16 protein-coding genes are annotated in these 18,840 nt (G+C 62.6%); 8 read left to right on the top strand and 8 right to left on the bottom strand.

All coding sequences use genetic code 11. The annotated features are described in order from the left end of the window. Together Q0I65_RS08475 and Q0I65_RS08480 are read left to right on the top strand one after the other, a co-directional pair. On the top strand, positions 1 to 657 hold a 657-nt coding region (locus tag Q0I65_RS08475), incomplete at its 5' end, for an alanine:cation symporter family protein (RefSeq protein WP_296062410.1). Positions 658 to 762: 105 nt separating this feature from the next. Continuing rightward, positions 763 to 996 (top strand): hypothetical protein, encoded by a 234-nt coding sequence (locus Q0I65_RS08480; RefSeq protein WP_158049054.1) that lies wholly within the window; start codon positions 763 to 765, stop codon positions 994 to 996. 164 nt (positions 997 to 1,160) lie between these two features. Here the strand turns inward: Q0I65_RS08480 and Q0I65_RS08485 are convergent, their stop codons facing one another. Further along, positions 1,161 to 2,018 carry a hypothetical protein gene (locus Q0I65_RS08485; protein ID WP_296062416.1) on the bottom strand — a complete coding sequence of 286 codons (858 nt, stop codon included), beginning with the start codon at positions 2,016 to 2,018 and terminating at the stop codon, positions 1,161 to 1,163. Positions 2,019 to 2,292: 274 nt separating this feature from the next. Here Q0I65_RS08485 and Q0I65_RS08490 point away from each other — a divergent pair, with 274 nt between their 5' ends. Beyond that, the gene (locus Q0I65_RS08490) at positions 2,293 to 4,962 is read left to right on the top strand and encodes a hypothetical protein (RefSeq protein WP_296062418.1); all 2,670 of its coding nucleotides are present in this window, start codon (positions 2,293 to 2,295) and stop codon (positions 4,960 to 4,962) included. A gap of 48 nt (positions 4,963 to 5,010) precedes the next feature. Here the strand turns inward: Q0I65_RS08490 and Q0I65_RS08495 are convergent, their stop codons facing one another. From Q0I65_RS08495 to Q0I65_RS08520, 6 genes are all read right to left on the bottom strand, one after another. After that, positions 5,011 to 5,349 (bottom strand): hypothetical protein, encoded by a 339-nt coding sequence (locus tag Q0I65_RS08495; protein ID WP_296062426.1) that lies wholly within the window; start codon positions 5,347 to 5,349, stop codon positions 5,011 to 5,013. Positions 5,350 to 5,413: 64 nt separating this feature from the next. Beyond that, positions 5,414 to 7,039, bottom strand: coding sequence for a protein kinase (locus Q0I65_RS08500; RefSeq protein ID WP_296062428.1), 1,626 nt, complete (start codon positions 7,037 to 7,039; stop codon positions 5,414 to 5,416). Between the two features lie 49 nt (positions 7,040 to 7,088). After that, positions 7,089 to 8,351: an OmpA family protein gene (locus Q0I65_RS08505; protein ID WP_296062430.1), complete on the bottom strand. Its 1,263-nt coding sequence runs from the start codon at positions 8,349 to 8,351 to the stop codon at positions 7,089 to 7,091. A gap of 12 nt (positions 8,352 to 8,363) precedes the next feature. Then, on the bottom strand, positions 8,364 to 9,266 hold the full coding sequence (locus tag Q0I65_RS08510; RefSeq protein WP_296062432.1) for a hypothetical protein: 903 nt from the start codon (positions 9,264 to 9,266) through the stop codon (positions 8,364 to 8,366). Positions 9,267 to 9,269: 3 nt separating this feature from the next. Beyond that, entirely contained in the window at positions 9,270 to 9,686 is a 417-nt protein-coding gene (locus Q0I65_RS08515; protein WP_296062434.1) for a hypothetical protein, read from the bottom strand. Between the two features lie 3 nt (positions 9,687 to 9,689). Continuing rightward, positions 9,690 to 10,412, bottom strand: coding sequence for a hypothetical protein (locus tag Q0I65_RS08520; RefSeq protein ID WP_296062436.1), 723 nt, complete (start codon positions 10,410 to 10,412; stop codon positions 9,690 to 9,692). A 180-nt stretch (positions 10,413 to 10,592) separates the two neighbouring features. On the opposite strand from Q0I65_RS08520, the gene Q0I65_RS08525 reads away from it, so the two are divergent. After that, positions 10,593 to 11,420, top strand: a complete 828-nt coding sequence (locus Q0I65_RS08525) for a metallophosphoesterase family protein (protein ID WP_296062438.1) — start codon at positions 10,593 to 10,595, stop codon at positions 11,418 to 11,420. A 113-nt stretch (positions 11,421 to 11,533) separates the two neighbouring features. Here the strand turns inward: Q0I65_RS08525 and Q0I65_RS08530 are convergent, their stop codons facing one another. Beyond that, a complete protein-coding gene (locus Q0I65_RS08530; RefSeq protein WP_296062440.1) occupies positions 11,534 to 12,697 on the bottom strand; it encodes a Fic family protein in 1,164 nt (387 codons plus the stop codon). Positions 12,698 to 12,977: 280 nt separating this feature from the next. On the opposite strand from Q0I65_RS08530, the gene Q0I65_RS08535 reads away from it, so the two are divergent. From Q0I65_RS08535 to Q0I65_RS08550, 4 genes are all read left to right on the top strand, one after another. Then, positions 12,978 to 15,476, top strand: coding sequence for a molybdopterin-dependent oxidoreductase (locus Q0I65_RS08535; protein ID WP_296062443.1), 2,499 nt, complete (start codon positions 12,978 to 12,980; stop codon positions 15,474 to 15,476). A 2-nt stretch (positions 15,477 to 15,478) separates the two neighbouring features. Then, on the top strand, positions 15,479 to 16,225 hold the full coding sequence (locus Q0I65_RS08540) for a 4Fe-4S dicluster domain-containing protein (RefSeq protein WP_296062445.1): 747 nt from the start codon (positions 15,479 to 15,481) through the stop codon (positions 16,223 to 16,225). A 112-nt stretch (positions 16,226 to 16,337) separates the two neighbouring features. Beyond that, positions 16,338 to 16,799 (top strand): VOC family protein, encoded by a 462-nt coding sequence (locus tag Q0I65_RS08545; protein ID WP_296062448.1) that lies wholly within the window; start codon positions 16,338 to 16,340, stop codon positions 16,797 to 16,799. A gap of 160 nt (positions 16,800 to 16,959) precedes the next feature. Next, positions 16,960 to 18,147 (top strand): MFS transporter, encoded by a 1,188-nt coding sequence (locus Q0I65_RS08550; protein ID WP_296062451.1) that lies wholly within the window; start codon positions 16,960 to 16,962, stop codon positions 18,145 to 18,147. Positions 18,148 to 18,840 lie beyond the last annotated feature (693 nt).

The following is an 18,840-nucleotide window of genomic DNA, read 5'->3' on the forward strand; positions in this document are numbered from 1 at the left end:
CCGAACGCCGCCGCCACCGCAAGCGTGTCCCATCCGGTGAAGCAGGGCCTCGTGCAGAGCCTGTCGGTCTACATCGACACGCTGCTCATCTGCACCTGCTCGGCGATGATGGTGCTCGTGTTCTACGTGCAGGACCCCGCAGCCGCCGCAAGCCTCAACGGCATGCCGCTCGTGCAGATGGCCGTGAACAACTCCGTCGGCGAAGCGGGCATCCACTTCATCACGTTCGCGATCTTCGCGTTCGCGTACTCGAGCCTCATCGGCAACTACTTCTACGCCGAGAGCAACCTGCGCTTCATCAAGGGCGATAGCAAGGCGCTGCTCACGGTCTTCCGCATCGTGTGCCTGCTCGTCATCTTCTACGGCGCCACGAACAGCTTCGATCTGGCGTGGAACTTAGCCGACATCTTCATGGGCCTCATGGCGATCATGAACCTCATCGCGATCCTGCTGCTCGGCAAATGGGCGCTCGCCGCGCTCGACGATTACTCGGCGCAGCGCAAGGCCGGCAAGGACCCCATCTTTGTCGCCGACAACATTCCCGGCATGCCGAAAACCGACTGCTGGCATCTTGAGGAGGTTCGCGACTTCGGCGAGCCGCCCGTGAAGGAGTACCTCGACGAGGCGATCGAGACCGATTACGTCGGCCTGAAATAGGTTATTCCCGAACTATCGGGAAACGGAAACATCCTTAAACGAAAGGGCTCCAGTTCTTATAATTTAAGGCACATATTGCTCGCGCCGTATCAAGGGAGGCTGACAATGGATCGTGCAGAATTCATGGCTCTGGAGTCCTCGAAAAAGGCCGAAGTGCTCAACGCGCTCCTCGACGAGGGGAAAAACCAGAAAGAGGCCATGGGCGCCGTCGGCGTCACCATCAAAGACCTCATGGTAACGCAGGTGTTCTTCTCGAAGACCGAGGGCCGCTTCAACGCGAACGCCGTGGGCGGTTACTCGAATTTCCACAGCGACTCGACGGGCGAGGCCGCAAAGTAGCATATCACACGCTACAATCACAGAAGACCGAAAGCGGGGGCTGCCGCACGATGTGGCAGCCCCCGCTTTGCATACCGAGCGGAAAAAGAAGGATCTTTTAGAGCGGGAAGGGGACGGGGGCATCACGCGAGCCTCGGCGTCCCGAGCGCCACCTTTATCCAGGGCTAGACCACAAGCTCCAGATAGCTCACGTACAGAGGGTCCACGCCGAAGGCGATTTCACGTGCGATGTAGGGCGCGATATCGCAAACGAGCGCAGCGGTAGCCCCAATAACTGCACCCCATAACGGGCCGGCAAGTATGCGCGCGCAGGCGACGTCCTCGTCCTCACAATCGCTCACCAGGGACAACACGACCGCGAGAGCCGCTCCCGCGCCAATGCCAAGCAGCATCCCACTCATAATGCGCACGAAGACGTCGGCGTCCGAGCCATGAACCGTGCATGTGGTAACGATTTCGATAAGGGTCGGAAGGCACGCGATCACGATGGCTGACAGGGCGTTGGCGGGGCATTTCTCTGAAATCGCGCAAACGACGAGTACGGCAACCGAGACGGCAAAAGCAAGCGCATTGAGCTCGCAGAGCGCGTCCACGTCGACGAACACCGCGCCGATCACGCGCGTGCAGACAAGGAGCGCAATTGTAACCGCAGTGAAGTTGGCGCACCCCATCGATCGCGACATGAGCATCCCGAACAGGGCTTCGATTGTATGAGAGAGGCGGACCTTGATAGCGTTCACGCCCCTGAAAAATCGCTCCATCTCAATGTCGATTTCGTCATTGGGCTCTTCGTCATAGTCATCGTTGAAGAAGCTATCGAAAATGCTGCCGCGAGAATGGTGGCGGGTGCTGCTCGCGCCACCGCAACGCCTCCCGTCATGACCGGGCTCGTCCTTGGAGGCGTTGCCCTCATTGCGAAATGCATCATCATTGCAAGTTTCGGTGCCCGCACCGCCGCCCTCATCGTGAGATACGTCATCCTTGCGAGATTCGTCGTTCGTGCCGTTGTTGAAATCGCTCATAGCTGTTCCTTTCGTTTTACGGGCTTCTGCCAAACACATGGAAAAGAAGCGCGGATTTTTCTGGAAAACGAGTGACGGGACGGCAAGGGGAAACGCGCCAGTGAACAAGCCGAGTCGCACCAAGGAAATGCCCTGATGATCGCGGGGCCATCAGGAGGAAACGCATCTTTTAGTGACGCCTCATGGCGCGAGGCGAAAACGTGCGTCATTCGGCGCTTCGCACAACGTACAATGAGCCATGCGATAAGAAGGGCTTTGCGGGAAAGGTGCTGCCGTGCCGAAGGGCGAGTTTGCCGAATATGGGCAGAGCAACGATGAGGAACGCATCCAAGACGGCGAAAGAGCAGCCGAAGATGCCAAGGCTCGCCGTCGCGCCGAGCGTGCCGCACTTCGCGCCCAGCGCGGGCGGCAGGGTACGCGACGCGGGCAGGAAAGCGCCGAATGGGACGGCTTGCCCTACTCGAATGCGCTGCTGCAAGAGGGACTCGACCATGCGCGCACAATCGCCGAGAAGCGGATCAAGGGCGAGCCGCGCAGCGCTGATGACTGGCTTAACAACGACACGGAAGTGAAGCTTGCGCTGCTCGCCAAGGCAGGTAGGCTTGCGCGGGAGTGCCTCATCGAGGCGCACCTCGATGCCGCATACGCCGCGACAAAGGGGTACAAGCGGCTGTTCGAGGCACATGGCCTGGGCGCGGAGTACCATCATGCGGTGCGCCTCGCCGTGGAGGACTCGATCGATAAGTTCGATTTGTCGGAAGCCCATGTGCTGAACAGTTGGGTCTCGACGAACAAGAAGCCCGTAGAGCGCCGTCTGTGCGAGTGTTATGCGCAGAAAACGGCGCTTCGAAGCGAGCACGAGGCAAGAAAGTACTTCGCGATCGTCAAGGCATATCGTAAGCTCGAGGATTCGCTGCAAGGAACGCGCAAGCCGACGGAAAGCGAGCTCCTCGAATCGCTCGACGCGCACACCGCGACGCAGGGGATGGGCCGCGAGACCATGCTCGATATCCTCGATCGCGGTTCCGACGGAGTTCACAAGGTGGTGTTCTCAACCGCAACGTCGCGCGAAGACGAGGGAGGAGCCTCGAGTAGGCGCGCGTCCGTTGTCCCCACGGCGAAGCTCGCAGCGGGTGCTGCGAGTAGTGCTGGCATCGTCGATGTCGCATGTGCCACGAATCCGGCGAGCTCCACAGCGCTCGAAGGAATCGCAGGAGAAGCAGGCTCTGCGAGCTGCGCAACCGAGGTGCGCAGCGGATCCACCGCGAGTAGCGCGTCGTCCACCAGTAAGACAGCCACCAACGACCCTGAGGCGCTCATCTTCCGAAACGGCATCGAGCAGGACATGACCCCGGTAGAGCGCGCCGTGTACCATGCGCGCATCGCTCCCGTCATCGACGCCGGCGCCCGGCCGCAGACGCTCGCGAAAACTGCCGAGGAAATCCGCATCTCGTGCGGCCTTCCGATGATGCAGGCCGACCGCATACGCCGCATCGAACTGCGCCTTCGAGGGCGCTTCGTGCTCGGCGGCGAGCTCGGCGTGTACTCAGGTGCCGAAACTTCCACCTGGTTGCGCCAGGAGCGCTCGCGACTGCACAGCGATTACTGGCTTTTGGACCTGCTGGCGCTGCGCCTCGCCGAGATGCTTCCCAAGTATTCATCAGCTCCCAAAGCAAAGAACGGGAAAGTCACGGCTTTAAAGGAGCAGTTCGGCGGTGTCACACGCGATGAGTGCTACAGCATGCTGCTTCCCGCGGCCGTAAAGACTGACGACCTGTCGGGCAAAAACGGCAACGGGCGCGCGAAGGCGCTGTGGGAGAACAAGAAGCTCTCGGAGGATGCGGCGAGAAAGGAAGGCCGCCTTCGGGAATACGAGGACTACCTCGCCGACCCGCTTGCCGTCGTGCGCAACCGCGTAATCGCGAAGGTCCCGAACGAAATGTTGCACGGCGAAGATCCCTGGACGGCGCTGCTGTGGCACTTCTTCTTCGACGAGGCGACCGATATCGAGGTCGAGGAGTTCGCATCGGCGCTGAAAGACGCGCTCATCCACGACACGGCTGTGACCGGCGCAAGCGAATACATCTCATCGACGGCGCGCGCGTACACCGTGAAGCGCCTGCTTGCAGCGGCAGCCTCGCGCGAGAATGGATGGGCTGGCAAACTTGAGCACGCGCTTTGCCTCATGCTGTGCTGGATGCTCGAGATCGAGCGCGCCGACGACGAATCGGTGGCGCTCGCGCAAGAGGGCCTGCTCACCGGCGGCGGCGCGGCTCCCTCGCCCGCAAAACCGAAAGCGGGACAGGCGCTCGCCTTCGACGCGTTCATCGTGGACGGCGTCGTGCGCAACGCCCTCGAAGAGGGCCGCGAGCTGCACGTTCACCCGTGGCTTCGCCCTCGTGTAGGCATCGGGCACGCCTTCGAGAAGAACAAGCCCCACAAGCTGGGGAGTCGCCGCAAAGAGTTCGCGGGCGAAGAGACATGGGGCGTTCTGAACCTCCCGGGGCAGCAGGAGTGCTTGGCAGGTGGCACCGACGGGCGCGCGCAAGACCCGATCTCCCGGGAACACGCCTTGCTGCTGTACGCGGGAAGCGAGTCGCAAGCACAAGCGCGCGGATGGCTCGCTTTCGACTTGGCTTCTTCAAACGGCACGCTCATCGTGCGCTCGAACGCTGACGGCAGCGTGTCGAACGTGATCGTCGGCTTCGGATCGAACAACTGCGCCGACACGCGGATGCTTTCGTTCGGGCCCTCGTGCACAGACGACGATCGGCTTCTGCGCGAGACGGCCAAGCGGGCAGGCGCCGCGGTCGAGGAGCAGGGCGCGCGCATTATGCCCGGCGACATGCTCGTGTTCGGCTTCGCCGTTCGGGAAGATTCCAATGGCGTGGTCTCGTTCGGCGCGCGTAACGGCGCGCTGTGCATGCGCGTGAGAGAAGCTTGACCGCGTGAGGCCTCGCGCACGCGAGCACGCAGGTCGCAGGCCGAAAAACTATCGAACCGAAACGTTCACCCAGCCCGAGCGCGGCGAGAGCGCGATGCGGCTTCCCTCGACAAGCGCGCAGCTAAAGCCTGGGCGCAGCTCGAGCACGTTCGTGGTCGAAAAGCTCGGCTGCTGCACGTAGAGCGAGCGCTTGCCCCGATTCGTCGCGATCCAACGGTCGCGGTCGCTTTCGTCGGGACGCACGTCGAGGCTCCCCAGCGCGCGGCGATTGCAGGTACGGGCCTCGTGCGCGTCGATGCACACCTCTGCAGTGCAGGTGAAGAAAATGATGCAGCGCGCGCATGCGGACGCACCACCCGCATGGGGCGCAGTGTTGGCGTATTTCATGATAGTTTCCTAACAAGTTGCGAACATGCAGGTCAAGCCCGCAGCGCTCAAGGCGAACTCAACGCTATGCGAAGCCGTTTTCCCGAAGCCATGCCTTGGCGGGCGGGAAACCCTCCTTCTGGCGCGTCTCATCGCTTGCGGCCGATTTCCTGATGTAAGAAAGCCCGAGTTCGCGGTTTTCCTCGACGTGGTGGACCGCGCCCTGCGCGACGTAGAACCCGGAGTACAGCGCGCAACCCAAAAAGAACTGCGCCACCACGGAGCCCTTCGCCGCCGCCTCGCCCATGAACAGCATGACATCGGCCTCCGAGTAGGCGATCGAGTTGCCGCCGAGGTTATCGCGCGCGCAGATGGCGAGGTAGTACAGCGCGCTCACGCAGCCTTGGCGCGCGAGGCGCTCGAACACGCCGACCGCCTGCACGTAGCGCCCGGAATTGAAGTCGTCGAGCGCCTGCGCGAGCGTGCCTCCCTCGAACGAGGGCGCGTCTTGGACCAAGATGCGCCCGCCGCCAAGCGCCGCATTCAACCCCAGCAGGTGAAGCTCATGGCGGTACGAGGCCTTATCGCGCGGCAGAGCGTTTTGCAGCTGCGAGGTGGTCGGGCGCCGCGAGATATCGAGCGCCAAACACGCGCCGAGCGTCGCGCGAAGCTTCGCGTCGAACGCATCGAGCGCAGCGCACGCCGCTTTGCCGATGGCGGAAGGAGACTCCTCGACACCGTAGGTGGAGCGCAGCGTTTCGGCGATGTCCTCTTCCAGGAAAGCGGCCGTCTCGGCGTCGTGCGAAAAGTCGTTGAGCGCGTCTTCCGCGAGGTAGATGCCCAGCTCGCGCCCGTTCTCGATAAATCCGGGAAACGGCGCGCCCGACTGCTCGTGAGCCGCGCGCTCACGTTCGTCGGTCCAGGCGGGATCGTAGCGAAGCACACCGTCGCTTTGGGCAACCACGCCGTACGCAGGCGGCTTGCCCTCGCCGGCAAGAAGCGCAAGCAACGTGGCCGCAAGCGAATACGCGTCGCTGCCCTGACAGACATCGTCACCTGTCGGAAAGCAGCTCTCCGGAGACGAGAAGCCCTGTGTCCCCCATCCGAGATGCGCACGCCCGCGCGAGGTTTGCGCGATGCCGAAGTCGATGAGCCGTGCGCTTCCCGTCGAATCGACGAGGATGTTGCTCGGCTTGACATCGCGATGAACCACGCCCTCGCGAAGCTCCGTTTCCGCCGTGGCGAGAAAGCTGACGATGGGCGAGAGGGTCGAAAGCGCCTCTTCAACCATCATTTTCCTTCCCATGCGACGAAGCTTTTTCGCGAGGGTGTCGCCCTCGAGCCACTCTTCGACGATGCAGCTTTTCTCGCAGGCACCGAAGGAGGACGGAACGCTTACAGTGCCGCTTGCAAACGCTTGGGGAAGCACGCGGAAGTTCGAGAACGTCTCGAGGGTGCGCCACTCGAGCTCGCATTCCTCGCCGCGCTCGAACGCCTTCACCGCGACGAGCATCCCGCCGGGCGTGCGCGCCTTGAAGACGGTTGCCTGCCCGCCGCGGCTTGCCACCCCTTCAATCACGAGACTTTGCGGTGTTTGGTGGATGTCGCCGCGAAGGGGAAGCGCCGGGGTGAAATGCAGCTCGGACGCGAGGTCGACGCCGAGCGATGGTGCGGCAGGCGTACCTGTCCCGGTGAGAAGCTCTTGGCTCATGGTCGACCTCCTTTGCACGTGAACCGTTCGCGCCCGAGCAACTGCGCGATCATGCTAAGGATAGCGTAACTACCACGCGGCGGTCGTTTTTAGCGGCGCTTTCGGAAAAGACCCCTGTGTCCATGGAGGTCGCGCCCGCATCCCCATGGCCAACCGCCTCGATGATGCCGGGGTCGACGCCCGCCGCGACAAGAGCGCTGCGGACGGCTTCCGCGCGACGCTGGCTCAGGTCAATCAGCTCATCGTGCGAGAACGCGGGCGACGCGGCGGTGTAGCCCTCGACGAGCACGGTGGCGCCGCGGTTCGGAATGCTCGCCGCAAGCTCGGCGAGCGTCGAGTGCGCCTTGTCGGGGTCGATGAACTCGGCGGAATCGCCCACGAAGGCGAGCACCGCCTCGTCAAGCACGACCTGGGCGCTTTGGTTGCGCTCGAGATGTGGGAAGGTGAGCGAATCCTGCTCGAAATCGACGGTCGGGACGTTTGGCAGGTCGGCGTCGCAGCCAAGGCGCGTGAGCACGTCGGGCTCGACGATGGCCACGCCGCCGCCCGCTTCGACGAGAGTGGGGTAGAGGCTTTGGAGCTTCGCGGCGACGGAGCTTGGAACAACCTGCGAGCCGCTCGATTGGCCAAGGCCGTAGAAGTGCACCGTGATGTCGGTGAAGTCCGCAAGGGCACCCAGGCTTGCCAGCTGACCTGCGATATCGCTCGCATCGGCGCTCACAAGGTCGGCCGACACCGTCAGAAGCCCCGCGGAGTTCAGGCCGGAGCTGATCACGTTGATGACCATCTTCGAGCCGTTGGCGTGGGCGCGCAGCTCATTGGCGGCATTGTTGAGCGCGGAGAGCAGGTCTATCTCGCCGGTCGCAGCGCGGGCCGAGCACGTGCTCGTGAAGTAGTCGGCAAGGAAGGCGTCAACTTCCTTCTCCTGCCCGGCCTGCGAGCTCTTCGTTGTAGCAAAGGTCTTGCCGTGCGGAGTCGAACCCGCATCGCAGGTGAGATACCCTGCGTAGTTTCCCTGTTCAATGGCCGCCTTCGGGTAGGCAAGGCACGTTGTTGGGATGCGGAACGCGCTGTTTTGGCTCCCGGAGGTGACGACCATGCAACTCACGGGCTCTAAGACAGCTGACGTGTCAACCGCTGCCGGATCAATCGCATAGCTTCCCGGAACGGCGCTCTGCCCGCCGCTTGAACCTCCGGACGTGCAACCCGTGACGAATGTCGCGATGATAAGTGCGAGCAGAAACGACGCTGCGATAGCCGCCGAGCGGACGGCGAGGTTGCCTTTAATGCTCGTGGTGCTCTTGGTGTTCACAACTGGTCTCCTTTACGCTGCTTTTGCCTGGTCAGAGAGGGGGATTTCAGGGGCGGCTGTGCCCTTGGCGCACGCGTCGGCGCAGCCTGAGCCTGAGGTGCCGTCTGCAGTATCGGCGCTCTCAACAGGAGCACTGCCTGTTGCGGTCGCGGCATCTGGCGTCGCCGCCTTCCGTCCGACGGCGAGCATGCCGGGGAACTTCTCGCCGATACGCGCCTCGAAGGTGCGGGAAAGGGCAGCGAACTCCTCACGTTCGGCCTCGCGCTGATCCTCGATTTCGTCCACGAACCCGATGAAGCTGTTGTAGCTGTCGTCGGATTTCGCGACGAGCTGCTGGAACACTTGCTCGCACGACTCCTTCGCCGCCGCGATGCTCTGGCGCCCGGCGGCAAGCGCGACGCGGGCTGCCGTCGCGATATCCTCGTCGATGTGACGCTCGATGATGCGCATGCGCTCGATTTCCGCCTGCAGCGCTTCGGCTTCCGCACGAATACCGAGGCTCTTGATGAGGAACGCCGCGATCGCTTCGCCAAGCGCGATGCCTGCCATGATCAGCACAAACGCCATACCGTCGATCGAGAGGCCGGATACGACCTCGCCCGAGACGCTCGTCGTGGTCGAGGCTACCTCGGTGGTGGCGCGCAAGAAGGCGCCGGCCAGGGCAACGAAAAGCGACCCAAGCAGCGCGCATGCGGTGGCGCCCTTCTCGCCGGCAGCAAGCTTCTCGGACGCGACCCAGGGGAGGATAATGAGCAATAGGCTTTGGGCAGCTGCCACAAGGCCCGCGAAGAAGTTGTTCGGCGTGAAGGTTCCGAACGGATCCACGTCGAGGAACACGCACACGGCAGAATAGTCGAGGCCCGCATTGGCCAGCGCCAGCATGAGCAGCAGCGCCGTACTCGTGATCTTGTTCATGGTCTACTCCTTCATCTCGGGGTGCTTGACGACCGTGCGCTCGCGCTTGGACGTGCGCTTTGGGGAGATGCGCGCCAGACGCTGTTCGGCTTGGATGATTTGGCTGCGAACGGCCGCGCGGTAGGTCGATTCCATCGTCTCGGCGTAGCGGGTGAGGGCCTCCTCGATTTCCGCGAGGTGCTTTTCGGCCGTGCAAGCCGTTTCGTGGTAGAAAAGGCCCTCGCCGGTCTTAAAGAAGGTGGCGTAGCTGTCGGAGCAGGCGAGCTGGCGGGCACGCTGCTCGTCGTAGTCGGGCGGGTCGGGAACGATAAGGCCCAGGCTTGCGGCAGGGTTGCCGATTTCCTCTTTCGATGCGGAAGGCGCCACCGACATGCGGGCAGGGCCTTCAGGCAGCGCGGTCTTCTTGCGAAAAAGCTTCATTTCCTAACCTTCCTTCTCGGTGACGTCGACATTGCGCGTGCCCAGAACGCCTACCAGGTTGTAGGGCGGCTGGAGCTTGCCGCGGCGGGCAGCCCATTTGATATGCGCGTCGCTGAGTACTTCGTAGTTGCAGGCGGTGAAGGCGTGGCGCGCCCTGAGCGCTTCCAACGTGCGGACCACCATGCGGCTCGCGCGCGTCTCCATGGAGCGCCAAATCGCAAGCTCGCTTTCGGCACGCTGCGCGACCGCCTCGCGCTTGGCCACCTGAACAGCCTTATCGTGCGCTTTGATCGATTCGCGCTCGGCTTCGGGGAGCGCCGAAATGTTGCGGTCGTCGACATGGACAGGGGCGGAGACGGCCGCGCGCGCCTCGTTCACCGCGTTGGCGAGGCGGCTGCATGTCTCCTCGCACACGGCCTGCACCTCTTTCGCCGTGCTCACAACGCGGCTCAGTTGGATTGCCTGAAGGTTCTGGTCACTGCGCGCCGAGCCCTCGAGCTTCGAGAGGAACGGCGAATTACAGATGTGATCACTTGCTTTCTGGGAAACCTGCTTCGACCATAAAATGCCGCTCAACGCGGTCGTCAGCTTCTTCGGCGAGAAGATCGCCCTGTTCGTGATGCGTATGTTGCGGTCGAGCTTCTCGAGCTCCACATCGATCCACTCCAAAGCCTCTTCGCAATCCTTGATCGTCGTGATCGACGTCGGCTTTCTGACCTTGCCCATAGCGTGCTCCTTTCCAGCGAGGGCGCCTGTCCGATGAGCCGCTTTCGCGTCTCGCCCTTAACATGGAAAACGAGCACTGGTTTTTCTGGAAAGTTGGAAGCCGTCTGAATCGTACGCGACCACCGCGCCTACAATGAGTGCGAGGGCTGCCCTGGGCCCAAGACGCGAAACGACACGGGGATGCGAGGTTTGCCGAAGAAGACGCTGGTAGTAGGCGATTTGCACTTGAAGCAGCAGCACGTGCTGCCCCGCATCGACGAGACCTTCGCGGCCGATGCGGAAATAGGGCGCGTCGTGTTTTTGGGCGACGCGTGCGACGACTGGGGCGCCACCGAGGCAGACGAGCTTAGCGCCATGGAATTCTACGCGAAGTGGGTAGGGCGCCATCGCGAGCGCGGCATGCAGGTCGACGTGCTGCTGGGAAACCACGACTTCTGCTATGTGCGCGGCAAGCGCGGCCCAGGCTCGATCATGTCCATCATGCGCGATTTGCGCGCGATTCTCGAAGAGGAGCTGCGGGCGAGAATCGCATGCACGGTGGGGCCGTACCTGTGCTCGCATGCGGGCGTGACGGGTGTGTGGGCGAAGCGGTTTCTCCCCGACGTGCCCGCCGATGCGGCAGCAATCGCCCAACGCGTAAACGAGATGCTCGCCGACGCTTCGCATTGGGCGGACCTCGACAGCTGCCCGCCGTCGCGCGGGGGCTGGTCTTTGCCGGGGCCTTTATGGGCCGATTTGCGCGACATGCTCGACGATGCATTGCCCGGCGTGCCGCAGATCGTGGGCCATACGCCGGTCGAGCGCGTGGAGAACTATGCGGACAGCTGGATGACGCGCGGCCAAGATGCCCTGTGGGCATGCGACACCCTGTCGCTTATGAGCTACGGCTCGCCCATCGGCAATGGTTCGATGTTGCTTGTCGACGAATCGGGCGAGGCGCAGGCGGTGCCGTTTCCCGGCGATGACGCCTTCGCCTGTGTGCGCGAACGGTATTGGGAGAGTCGCTAGCCGCCGACCAGGGGAAATGCTTGCCCGCATGACGCGCTCGCGGCCAGCTGACACCCGCCCCGCGTGCAGGCGCGCTCGCGCCCCGCGCTCGCACGCGGCGGCCATCCCAGGCGCTATTCGCCTGGTTCCGCGGCAACCTCGCCCATCTTCTCCAGGTTATCCACGAAGTCCGCGATGAGCGCAGCGGACTGCTCGCACACGAAGACGCGCTCCCGATTGTCGATGGCGACCTCCTTCACAATACCCGCCTTGACCAGCTGGTGCATCGCCTCGTTCGTAGCGCCGTAGCTCTTCCCGATGCAGTTGGCGGCATGCCGCGTGGCAAGCTGAGGGACGGCTAAAAACAGATCAAGCAGCCTGTCGGTCGCCGAGTTCGCGGGGATCTTCAGCCCGCGCGACCTCCAACTATCGCGAAGGTTGCTCACCTTCGAGATGAACATGTTGGCGATGACGACGCCCATCGAGGTGTTGCGCGCATTGTAGGAAGCCCACTGCTCCTTGTAGACTTTGTGGCTCTCGCTTGTGAGCTCCTTGCGGCTCGCATCCTTTAGGGTCCTTCGGTATTCCCGCTCCAAGGACGCGCCCCAGCAGATGGGGATCACAAGCTCGTTCGCGAAAAGGCCGCGCCTGAACATGGGCATGAACGCGAACAGCAGACCGGTCCGGTCGATCATGGAGTCGAACGGCACGATGCGCTCGAAGGCATGGTGGATCACCGACGCCTGGCCCAAGGGGGAGAAATACTCGCCGTTGCAAAACTCGCACAGCTTCCTCATCTCGCGAGGGATCTCAAGCGGGACCGAGCCTTTCTTGTACGGCAGGTAGGTCTTCCTGAAGCCGTGGGCGCGCTCGTCGGAGTTGATGCCGTAAAGCAGGATCTCGTTGAGTCGCACGATCGTTTCCGGGCTTGCCGCAAAACCCGGCTTCGCGATGCGCGAGACCCATTCCAAAGCCTGCATGTAGTGCAGCGCCTCGGTGGCGGCGTCGCTCGCCTCGTCGGGCAGGCGCACCATCGAGCGCGTCATCGCGAGGCATCGCTCGACATCGTTGTCGAACTTCCAGCCCGCGACGTCGAAAAGAACGATCAGCGGCACGGGCGGAAGCGCGACGTCGTGGACCATGCGAATGGCGAACACGGCGTCGATCGCGAGCAGCGTGTTCTTCAGATATTCGGCATGCGGAAGCTGCGCCGCCCGCTCCTCGAAGCGAATCATCTCCGCCTCGGCGCTGAAGAACGCCGCTTGCGTGTCAGCCGAGAATGGCTTGAAGTAGTCCATGATTTCCCCCTCGAAATCATGTATGTCCCCTGCAAGGATAATATAGCAGCCAGCAGGCGTGAGGTGGGGAAATTAGTTCTTGCTGTCTCAAATTGGGGACATGATTGTCCTGAATTCCCACTATTCAGAAATATTCCACGACTGAAACATGTCCGCTTTCACGGGAAACGGAAACGCCCTATGCAGGCGCCTGCCGTGCCCTGCAGAATCGATGTGGGAGCCGCGCATTGAGGACGCGGCAGCTCCAAGCGAGCTAGTTTCCTATGGAGAAGGAGGGGCCATGTCAAGAGATTCGTTAGTCGAGAAGTACAACGAGCGTCACGAGGGTGTCGATTACTTCTACACCACGTGCCACAACAACGGCTGCTGGGATGCCACGTGCTTGATCAAGTGCGGCATCAAAGACGGCAAAGTCGTCTCGATCGAGCCCGATGATTCCGTGAACGCGGGCATCGCGCGCGAAGACGACGACGAGAACGCCGTCCAGACTGGCATGCTGCAGGCCCGCGCGTGCCCGATGGGCCATGCGTGGCGCCAAGAGCTCTACTCCGAGAACCGCCTGCTCTACCCGATGAAGCGCGTGGGGGAGAAGGGCAGCGGGCGCGGCCACTTCGAGCGCATTTCCTGGGACGAGGCGCTCGACACCATCGCCGAGAAGATGCGCGTCATGGCGAAAGAGAACCCCGACCATCCCTGGCTGTACTACTGCTACTACGTCGCATTCGAGAGCTCCGACTTCCCGTTCGCGTCGTATATGCCTGGCACCATCACCGGCTGGGGCGACCACTCCACCTCCGGTAGTGCCGCTGCAGAAGACTTCCATCTGGGCGTTCGTCTGACGGACTGCCTGATCAAGGGCACGTCCGACGCCTATCCGGGATTCGAGGCACCTGACCTTTTGAACTCCAAGCTCGTGGTCCTGTGGGGCTTCGACCCGATGGTCTCCTGGTTCGGCATGGTCCCGTTCTACATGAAGCTCGCGCAGGAGCGCGGCACCAAGTTCATCCTCATCGACCCTGTGTACAACGTGAGCGCCGAGGTCCTAGGCGCCCAATGGATTCCCATCCGCCCCGGCACCGACACCGCGTTTGGCCTGGCTGTAGCCCATGTCCTCTACACCGAGGACCTCTACGACCACGACTACGTCGCCAAGTGGGTCGAGCCTGACGGCTTCGAGGAGTGGCGCAAGTACATCACAGGCGAGGTCGACGGCGTCGTGCACGACCCTGAGTGGGCAGAGCCCATCACCGGCATCCCAGCCGAGACCATCCGCGAGTTCGCGCGCTACTACGCGAAGATGAAGCCCGTCCATCTCCACCAGATGTACGGCGTTTCTAAGCGCAACCTGGGCGATTACGCGGCAGCGGTCGCGATGCTGCTCCAGGCGATGACCGGCAACCTGTCCATCCCCGGCGGCTGCGAGGGTGGCGGCGCCAACCTGGTCACCCAGCCGCGCATCTTCGCGCCTGTCCCGAACACGGGCCAGATCCCGGGCGATGTCGTCAACCCGATCACGAACAACAACAACAAGGTCACCGAGCTCATGCACTGCCAGAAGCTCTACGCGGCCGGCGAGATTACCGAAGACGAGTTCCGCCGCCGCATCGGCTGCCCGCCCGACAGCCCCTTGCCGTGCCTGAAGATGGCCATCATCCCGAACAACTACATCAACAACCAGCATAACGTCGCCAAGCGCATGAAGGGCTTCGCTAACATGGAGTTCTCCTGGGGTTGGCAGTACTTCAACGACCAGCCGTCCATGGAGTTCCTCGACATCGTGCTGCCCTCGCCGATCATCCAGTTCGAGTCGACCGACATGCACTTCTTCGGTATCAACCGCTTCTGGGGCTCGCCGTCGGGCATGATGAACTACTTCCTGTTCGCCGGCAAGGGCGTGAACCCTCCGGGAGAGATCCGCTCGAAGGACTGGGTCTGGATGGAGCTGGCGCGCCGCCTCGGCTTCGCAGACAAGTACAACCCCAAGATGCTCGACGTCACGGATTGGCGCGAGTGGGACGAGCAGGTCATCGAGCGCATCTACAAGCCCGCCTACGAGGAGTGGGCGAAGGACGAGACGGGCATCTTGGCCTACAACGGCATCGAGCCGCGCCCGTGGGACGAGTTCGTTAAGATGCCGATCGTGCGCGTTCCCGGCGAGCCCGGCGAATGGTTCTACCCCTTCAAGAACACCGTTGAGTGGGATCGCTCGCCGTTCAAGACCCCGTCCGGCAAGATCGAGTTCGAGAGCTCGTATGTCAAGAACAACGACCTCACCAAGACGCGCTACGGCGGACTCTACGACGCCTACCCGCGTTGGCAGCCGACCTACCAGGACCTTCCCGCCAACGACAGCTACTACCACCCCTGGACGCAGAACTACCCGCTGTCCATGGTCACGCCGGTTTCCACGTATCGCCAGCACTCCGCCAACGACCAGAACCCCTGGCTTAAGGGCGACTGCTACGAGCACATGGTTCGCATGTCCCCGGCAGACGCCGCCGACCGCGGCATCAAGACGGGCGACCGCGTGCTGGTCTACAACCAGTTCGGCGAGGTCGAGATCACGGCATACGTTTCCTCCAAGCTGCTCCCCGGCACGGTTTCCATCGCCCATGGCGAGTGGTCCAAGTTCGACCACGTCCGCAAGACGAAGCTCATGCCCTACGGCATCGACACCGCAGGCAACTGCAACTTGCTCATCGGCGACTCCCATCTGCCGCACATCGTCGGCGCACTGCTGACGGCAGGCTTGGTTGAGATCAGAAAGGTAGGGGAATAACTATGACCCAGTACGGATTCTTCTTTGACCAGAGCCGCTGCTATGGCTGCAAGGCATGCTCCGTCGCATGCAAGGACTGGTACGACATCGCGCCCGGTCCCGAGAAGTGGATGAGCGTGTACATGTGGGAGAAGGGGCGCTTCCCCAATCCCTCGATCGGCATCCTCGCCTTCAACTGCGGCCATTGCGACAACCCCGTTTGCGTTGCGGCCTGCGAAAACGGCGCAATCTTTAAGGAAGACAAGTACGGCGCCGTCCTGATCGACCAGGACAAGTGCAAAGGCGATCGCCACTGCTTCGAGGCCTGCCCCTACGGCGCGCCCAAGTTCGCCAGCGACGAGCCGGGCACGAAGATGAGCAAGTGCACCATGTGCATCGACCGCCTGGAAAACGACCAGCTGCCGCTGTGCGTGGCATCGTGCCCCATGCGCGCCCTCGACTTCGGCCCGATCGACGAGCTTCACGAGAAGTACGGCAACGTGAGCCAGATCGAGACCATGCCGAGCCCGACTTTGACCAACCCGAACTGGGTCGCGAAGGCCAATCCGCCCAAGGAGCAGCTCATTCCTTACGATGCCGTGAAGGCAATCGAGCTGACGAAGCCGCGCACCAGCACCGACGACGTGTTCGAGGGCGACCTCGCAAGCGTCACCGAGTTCGATGCCGACGTCGCGTGCATCTCCGAGCTTCGCATGAAGAACGCCACGGTTGCCGAGGTCATGGCAGCCACCTCGAGCGACCAGGGTTAGTCCCCCTTAAGCAGCGGCAGGGGATGCGGGATCGCACGTGCGCGGCCCGCATCCCCGACCCGCCGATCGACAGCCGCCCAGCTCGTTTTCGGGCGGCGGAATGGAGTTAAAGATGGAACTGACGCTCCAACACGCCGGCATCTACTGCCGCGATATCGACGAGTCCATCGCCTTCTACGAGGATGTCCTCGGCTGCAAGCTCCTTTTCAAATCCGATGCCATGGAGGGCGACAAGCCGCTCAAGATGGCGTGGATGAAAGGGGTGGGCACCGCGTTCGAGCTGCTCGAGTGCGAGGACAAAACGACCTGCGAGAAGGCGGCCGAATGCCTGAATCACCTGGCGCTTCGCGTCGCGGACATGGACGAGTTCGTCGCGTTCCTGGGCGAGAAGGGCATAGCCATCGAGGCCGGCCCCTTCGACCCGCCGCTGGAATTCGACCGTCCGCTCAGCTCCGATGACGACGACCTGTTCACCGTGTACGGCGACGCCGGCACGCAGCTGCACATCATGTTCTTCCGCGGCCCCGGCGGCGAGCGCTTCGAGGTCCTCCAGGACAACATCAAGCCACTCTAACCTTCGACGGAGGGCGAGACGGCAAATGCGATCTCGCCCTTAGCCTCGATTCCCTCCTAATTAGAACCCTATTAGACGTTGGGCCAGGATACCTGCACCCGCAAAGGGCAAGGGATGGAGCTATCTTGACCCAGCACTTCTCGAAGAGAAGGGAATTCCTATGGACACTAACAAGAAATACGCGAATTGGGCGCTCATAGCCATCGCCATGCTGCTGTTCGGCACGGCCATCGCAACGGTTCAGTACAAGGTCCCCGTCGTCATGGGCGACATCATGATGAAGATGGACATGGACGCAGGGTCCGCTTCGTGGCTCATGTCGATCTTCACCTTCGTGGGCATCATCTTGGCGCTCCCCACAGGCGCGCTCGCCAAGAAGTTCGGGCCGAAGACGATGCTGCTCGCAGCGGCCGTCGTCGTGGCAATCGGCTCGCTCATCGGCGCCTTTGCGGGCAACGGCACCATCCTCATCGTGTCCCGCGCGATTGAGGGCGTGGCGTTCATCTTCGTCACCATCTGCGGCCCTCTGGCCGTGCAGAAGTACGTCGCTCCCGACAAGATCGGCTCCGCGACGGGCATCTGGGCCCTGTGGGTCTGCCTCGGATCCGTCTTGGGCGGAGTTCTGACCCCGACGCTCTACGCCGCCACCGGATTCGTGGGCGTGTGGGTAATCTACGCAGCCGTTGCCGTAATCTTCGCGATTGTCGTTGCCGTCATCGTCAAGTTCCCCGGCGGCGAGGCGCTTGATGCACCCAAGGCCGAAGCTTCCGAGGAGAAGGTGAGCTACTCCGAGCTCGTCAAGCCGAACATCCTTCTGTTCTTCTTCGCGTTCCTCGTGTTCAACCTGACGCTGCTCGCCGTTTTGGGCTTCGCGCCGACGTTCATGCAGCAGCAAGGCGTCGACCCCACGCTCTCCGGTTTCGTGAGCACCCTGCCGATGCTGCTTGCGGTTATCTCCTCGCCGCTGTTCGGCTCGCTTTCCGACAAGATGGGCCGCTGCAAGCCGCTCTACCTGCTCGCCATGGTCGTCATGGGGCCGTGCACGCTGATTCTGCTCACCCAGACCGGTCCTTTGATGTGGGTCGGCGCCATCGTCATGGGTCTCGTCGGCCTCGGCGGACCTGTTATGTGCCTGACCTCCTACATCAACGTCCTCGGTCGCCCTGAGCTGATGTCGATCGGCATGGGCGTGCTCATGCTCGTCCAAAGTCTGGGACAGTTTTTGGGCACGTGGCTTGTCCCCATGCTTCTCGGTCCCGAGATGTCCTCGTGGATGTTCGCTGGCATCGTGATGTGCATCATCGGCCTCATCGGCACAGGCGCCCTCGCCCTGTGCAAGTTCAAGTAGGTTTCGCTCAACCTGAGAGCATCCTCGCGTACGCAGGTTGAGCCTGCCGAGGCGGGCCCGCCGATTCCAATCGCTGGGCGAGGACCATCTCACGCAGGTCGACAGCCACGCGAGCCGGCCGGGAGTGCAGAGCCTCAGTATCCCCCCACATGGAGGTTAAGCCCACGCTCAACGTGGCAAAGCAAGCAGCAAGCAAGATTCCCCTGAAAGCTTGCGTCCGAAGCGCCCGCCGCATCCCACGGCGGGCGCTTCAGCGTTTTAGGCTGCGCCGGCAAGCCGAAAGTGCGAAGTAAATTGAGCGTTGTGCGCTACGAAGATTGCAGACGCGACGCGAAAGAGCGGCACGGCGGCGAGCGGAAAACTGCGCGCACGTGACGTTGCGAGCGGACGACGGCCCCGCGCAGGGCTAGGCAAGCGAGTGGCGCGGTAGGCAGCGAGCAGAGAACAGGCTCGCGAGGGTATATAGCGAGCGAGCCAGTAGCAGGAGGGGGCGCCCGACCTCTCGCAAGACGCCGAGGCGGCGGAACTTGAGGGCCGGCTGATGGGCGCACAGCATGTGCTTTCGATCGCAGGACCCCCTCTTCTCGAAAATCAGCCCCTCGTGGACAGAAATCGTCGATAGGGACTGCGGCAGGAATCTTGTACCTGCCCGAGCCCATTCTACTGCGCCTGCTGCGCGGCGAACGGCGGGAC

The sequence above is a fragment of the uncultured Ellagibacter sp. genome (assembly GCF_934643285.1).
Lineage (GTDB): Bacteria > Actinomycetota > Coriobacteriia > Coriobacteriales > Eggerthellaceae > Ellagibacter.

Excerpts from the sequence above, each read along its gene's own strand:
- Q0I65_RS08520 (WP_296062436.1), bottom strand. The coding sequence starts at position 10,412 with ATGGGCAAGGTCAGAAAGCCGACGTCGATCACGACGATCAAGGATTGC.
- Q0I65_RS08540 (WP_296062445.1), top strand. The coding sequence starts at position 15,479 with ATGACCCAGTACGGATTCTTCTTTGACCAGAGCCGCTGCTATGGCTGC.
- Q0I65_RS08525 (WP_296062438.1), top strand. The coding sequence starts at position 10,593 with ATGCGAGGTTTGCCGAAGAAGACGCTGGTAGTAGGCGATTTGCACTTG.
- Q0I65_RS08510 (WP_296062432.1), bottom strand. The coding sequence starts at position 9,266 with ATGAACAAGATCACGAGTACGGCGCTGCTGCTCATGCTGGCGCTGGCC.
- Q0I65_RS08480 (WP_158049054.1), top strand. The coding sequence starts at position 763 with ATGGATCGTGCAGAATTCATGGCTCTGGAGTCCTCGAAAAAGGCCGAA.
- Q0I65_RS08545 (WP_296062448.1), top strand. The coding sequence starts at position 16,338 with ATGGAACTGACGCTCCAACACGCCGGCATCTACTGCCGCGATATCGAC.
- Q0I65_RS08530 (WP_296062440.1), bottom strand. The coding sequence starts at position 12,697 with ATGGACTACTTCAAGCCATTCTCGGCTGACACGCAAGCGGCGTTCTTC.
- Q0I65_RS08495 (WP_296062426.1), bottom strand. The coding sequence starts at position 5,349 with ATGAAATACGCCAACACTGCGCCCCATGCGGGTGGTGCGTCCGCATGC.
- Q0I65_RS08535 (WP_296062443.1), top strand. The coding sequence starts at position 12,978 with ATGTCAAGAGATTCGTTAGTCGAGAAGTACAACGAGCGTCACGAGGGT.
- Q0I65_RS08550 (WP_296062451.1), top strand. The coding sequence starts at position 16,960 with ATGGACACTAACAAGAAATACGCGAATTGGGCGCTCATAGCCATCGCC.
- Q0I65_RS08500 (WP_296062428.1), bottom strand. The coding sequence starts at position 7,039 with ATGAGCCAAGAGCTTCTCACCGGGACAGGTACGCCTGCCGCACCATCG.
- Q0I65_RS08485 (WP_296062416.1), bottom strand. The coding sequence starts at position 2,018 with ATGAGCGATTTCAACAACGGCACGAACGACGAATCTCGCAAGGATGAC.
- Q0I65_RS08515 (WP_296062434.1), bottom strand. The coding sequence starts at position 9,686 with ATGAAGCTTTTTCGCAAGAAGACCGCGCTGCCTGAAGGCCCTGCCCGC.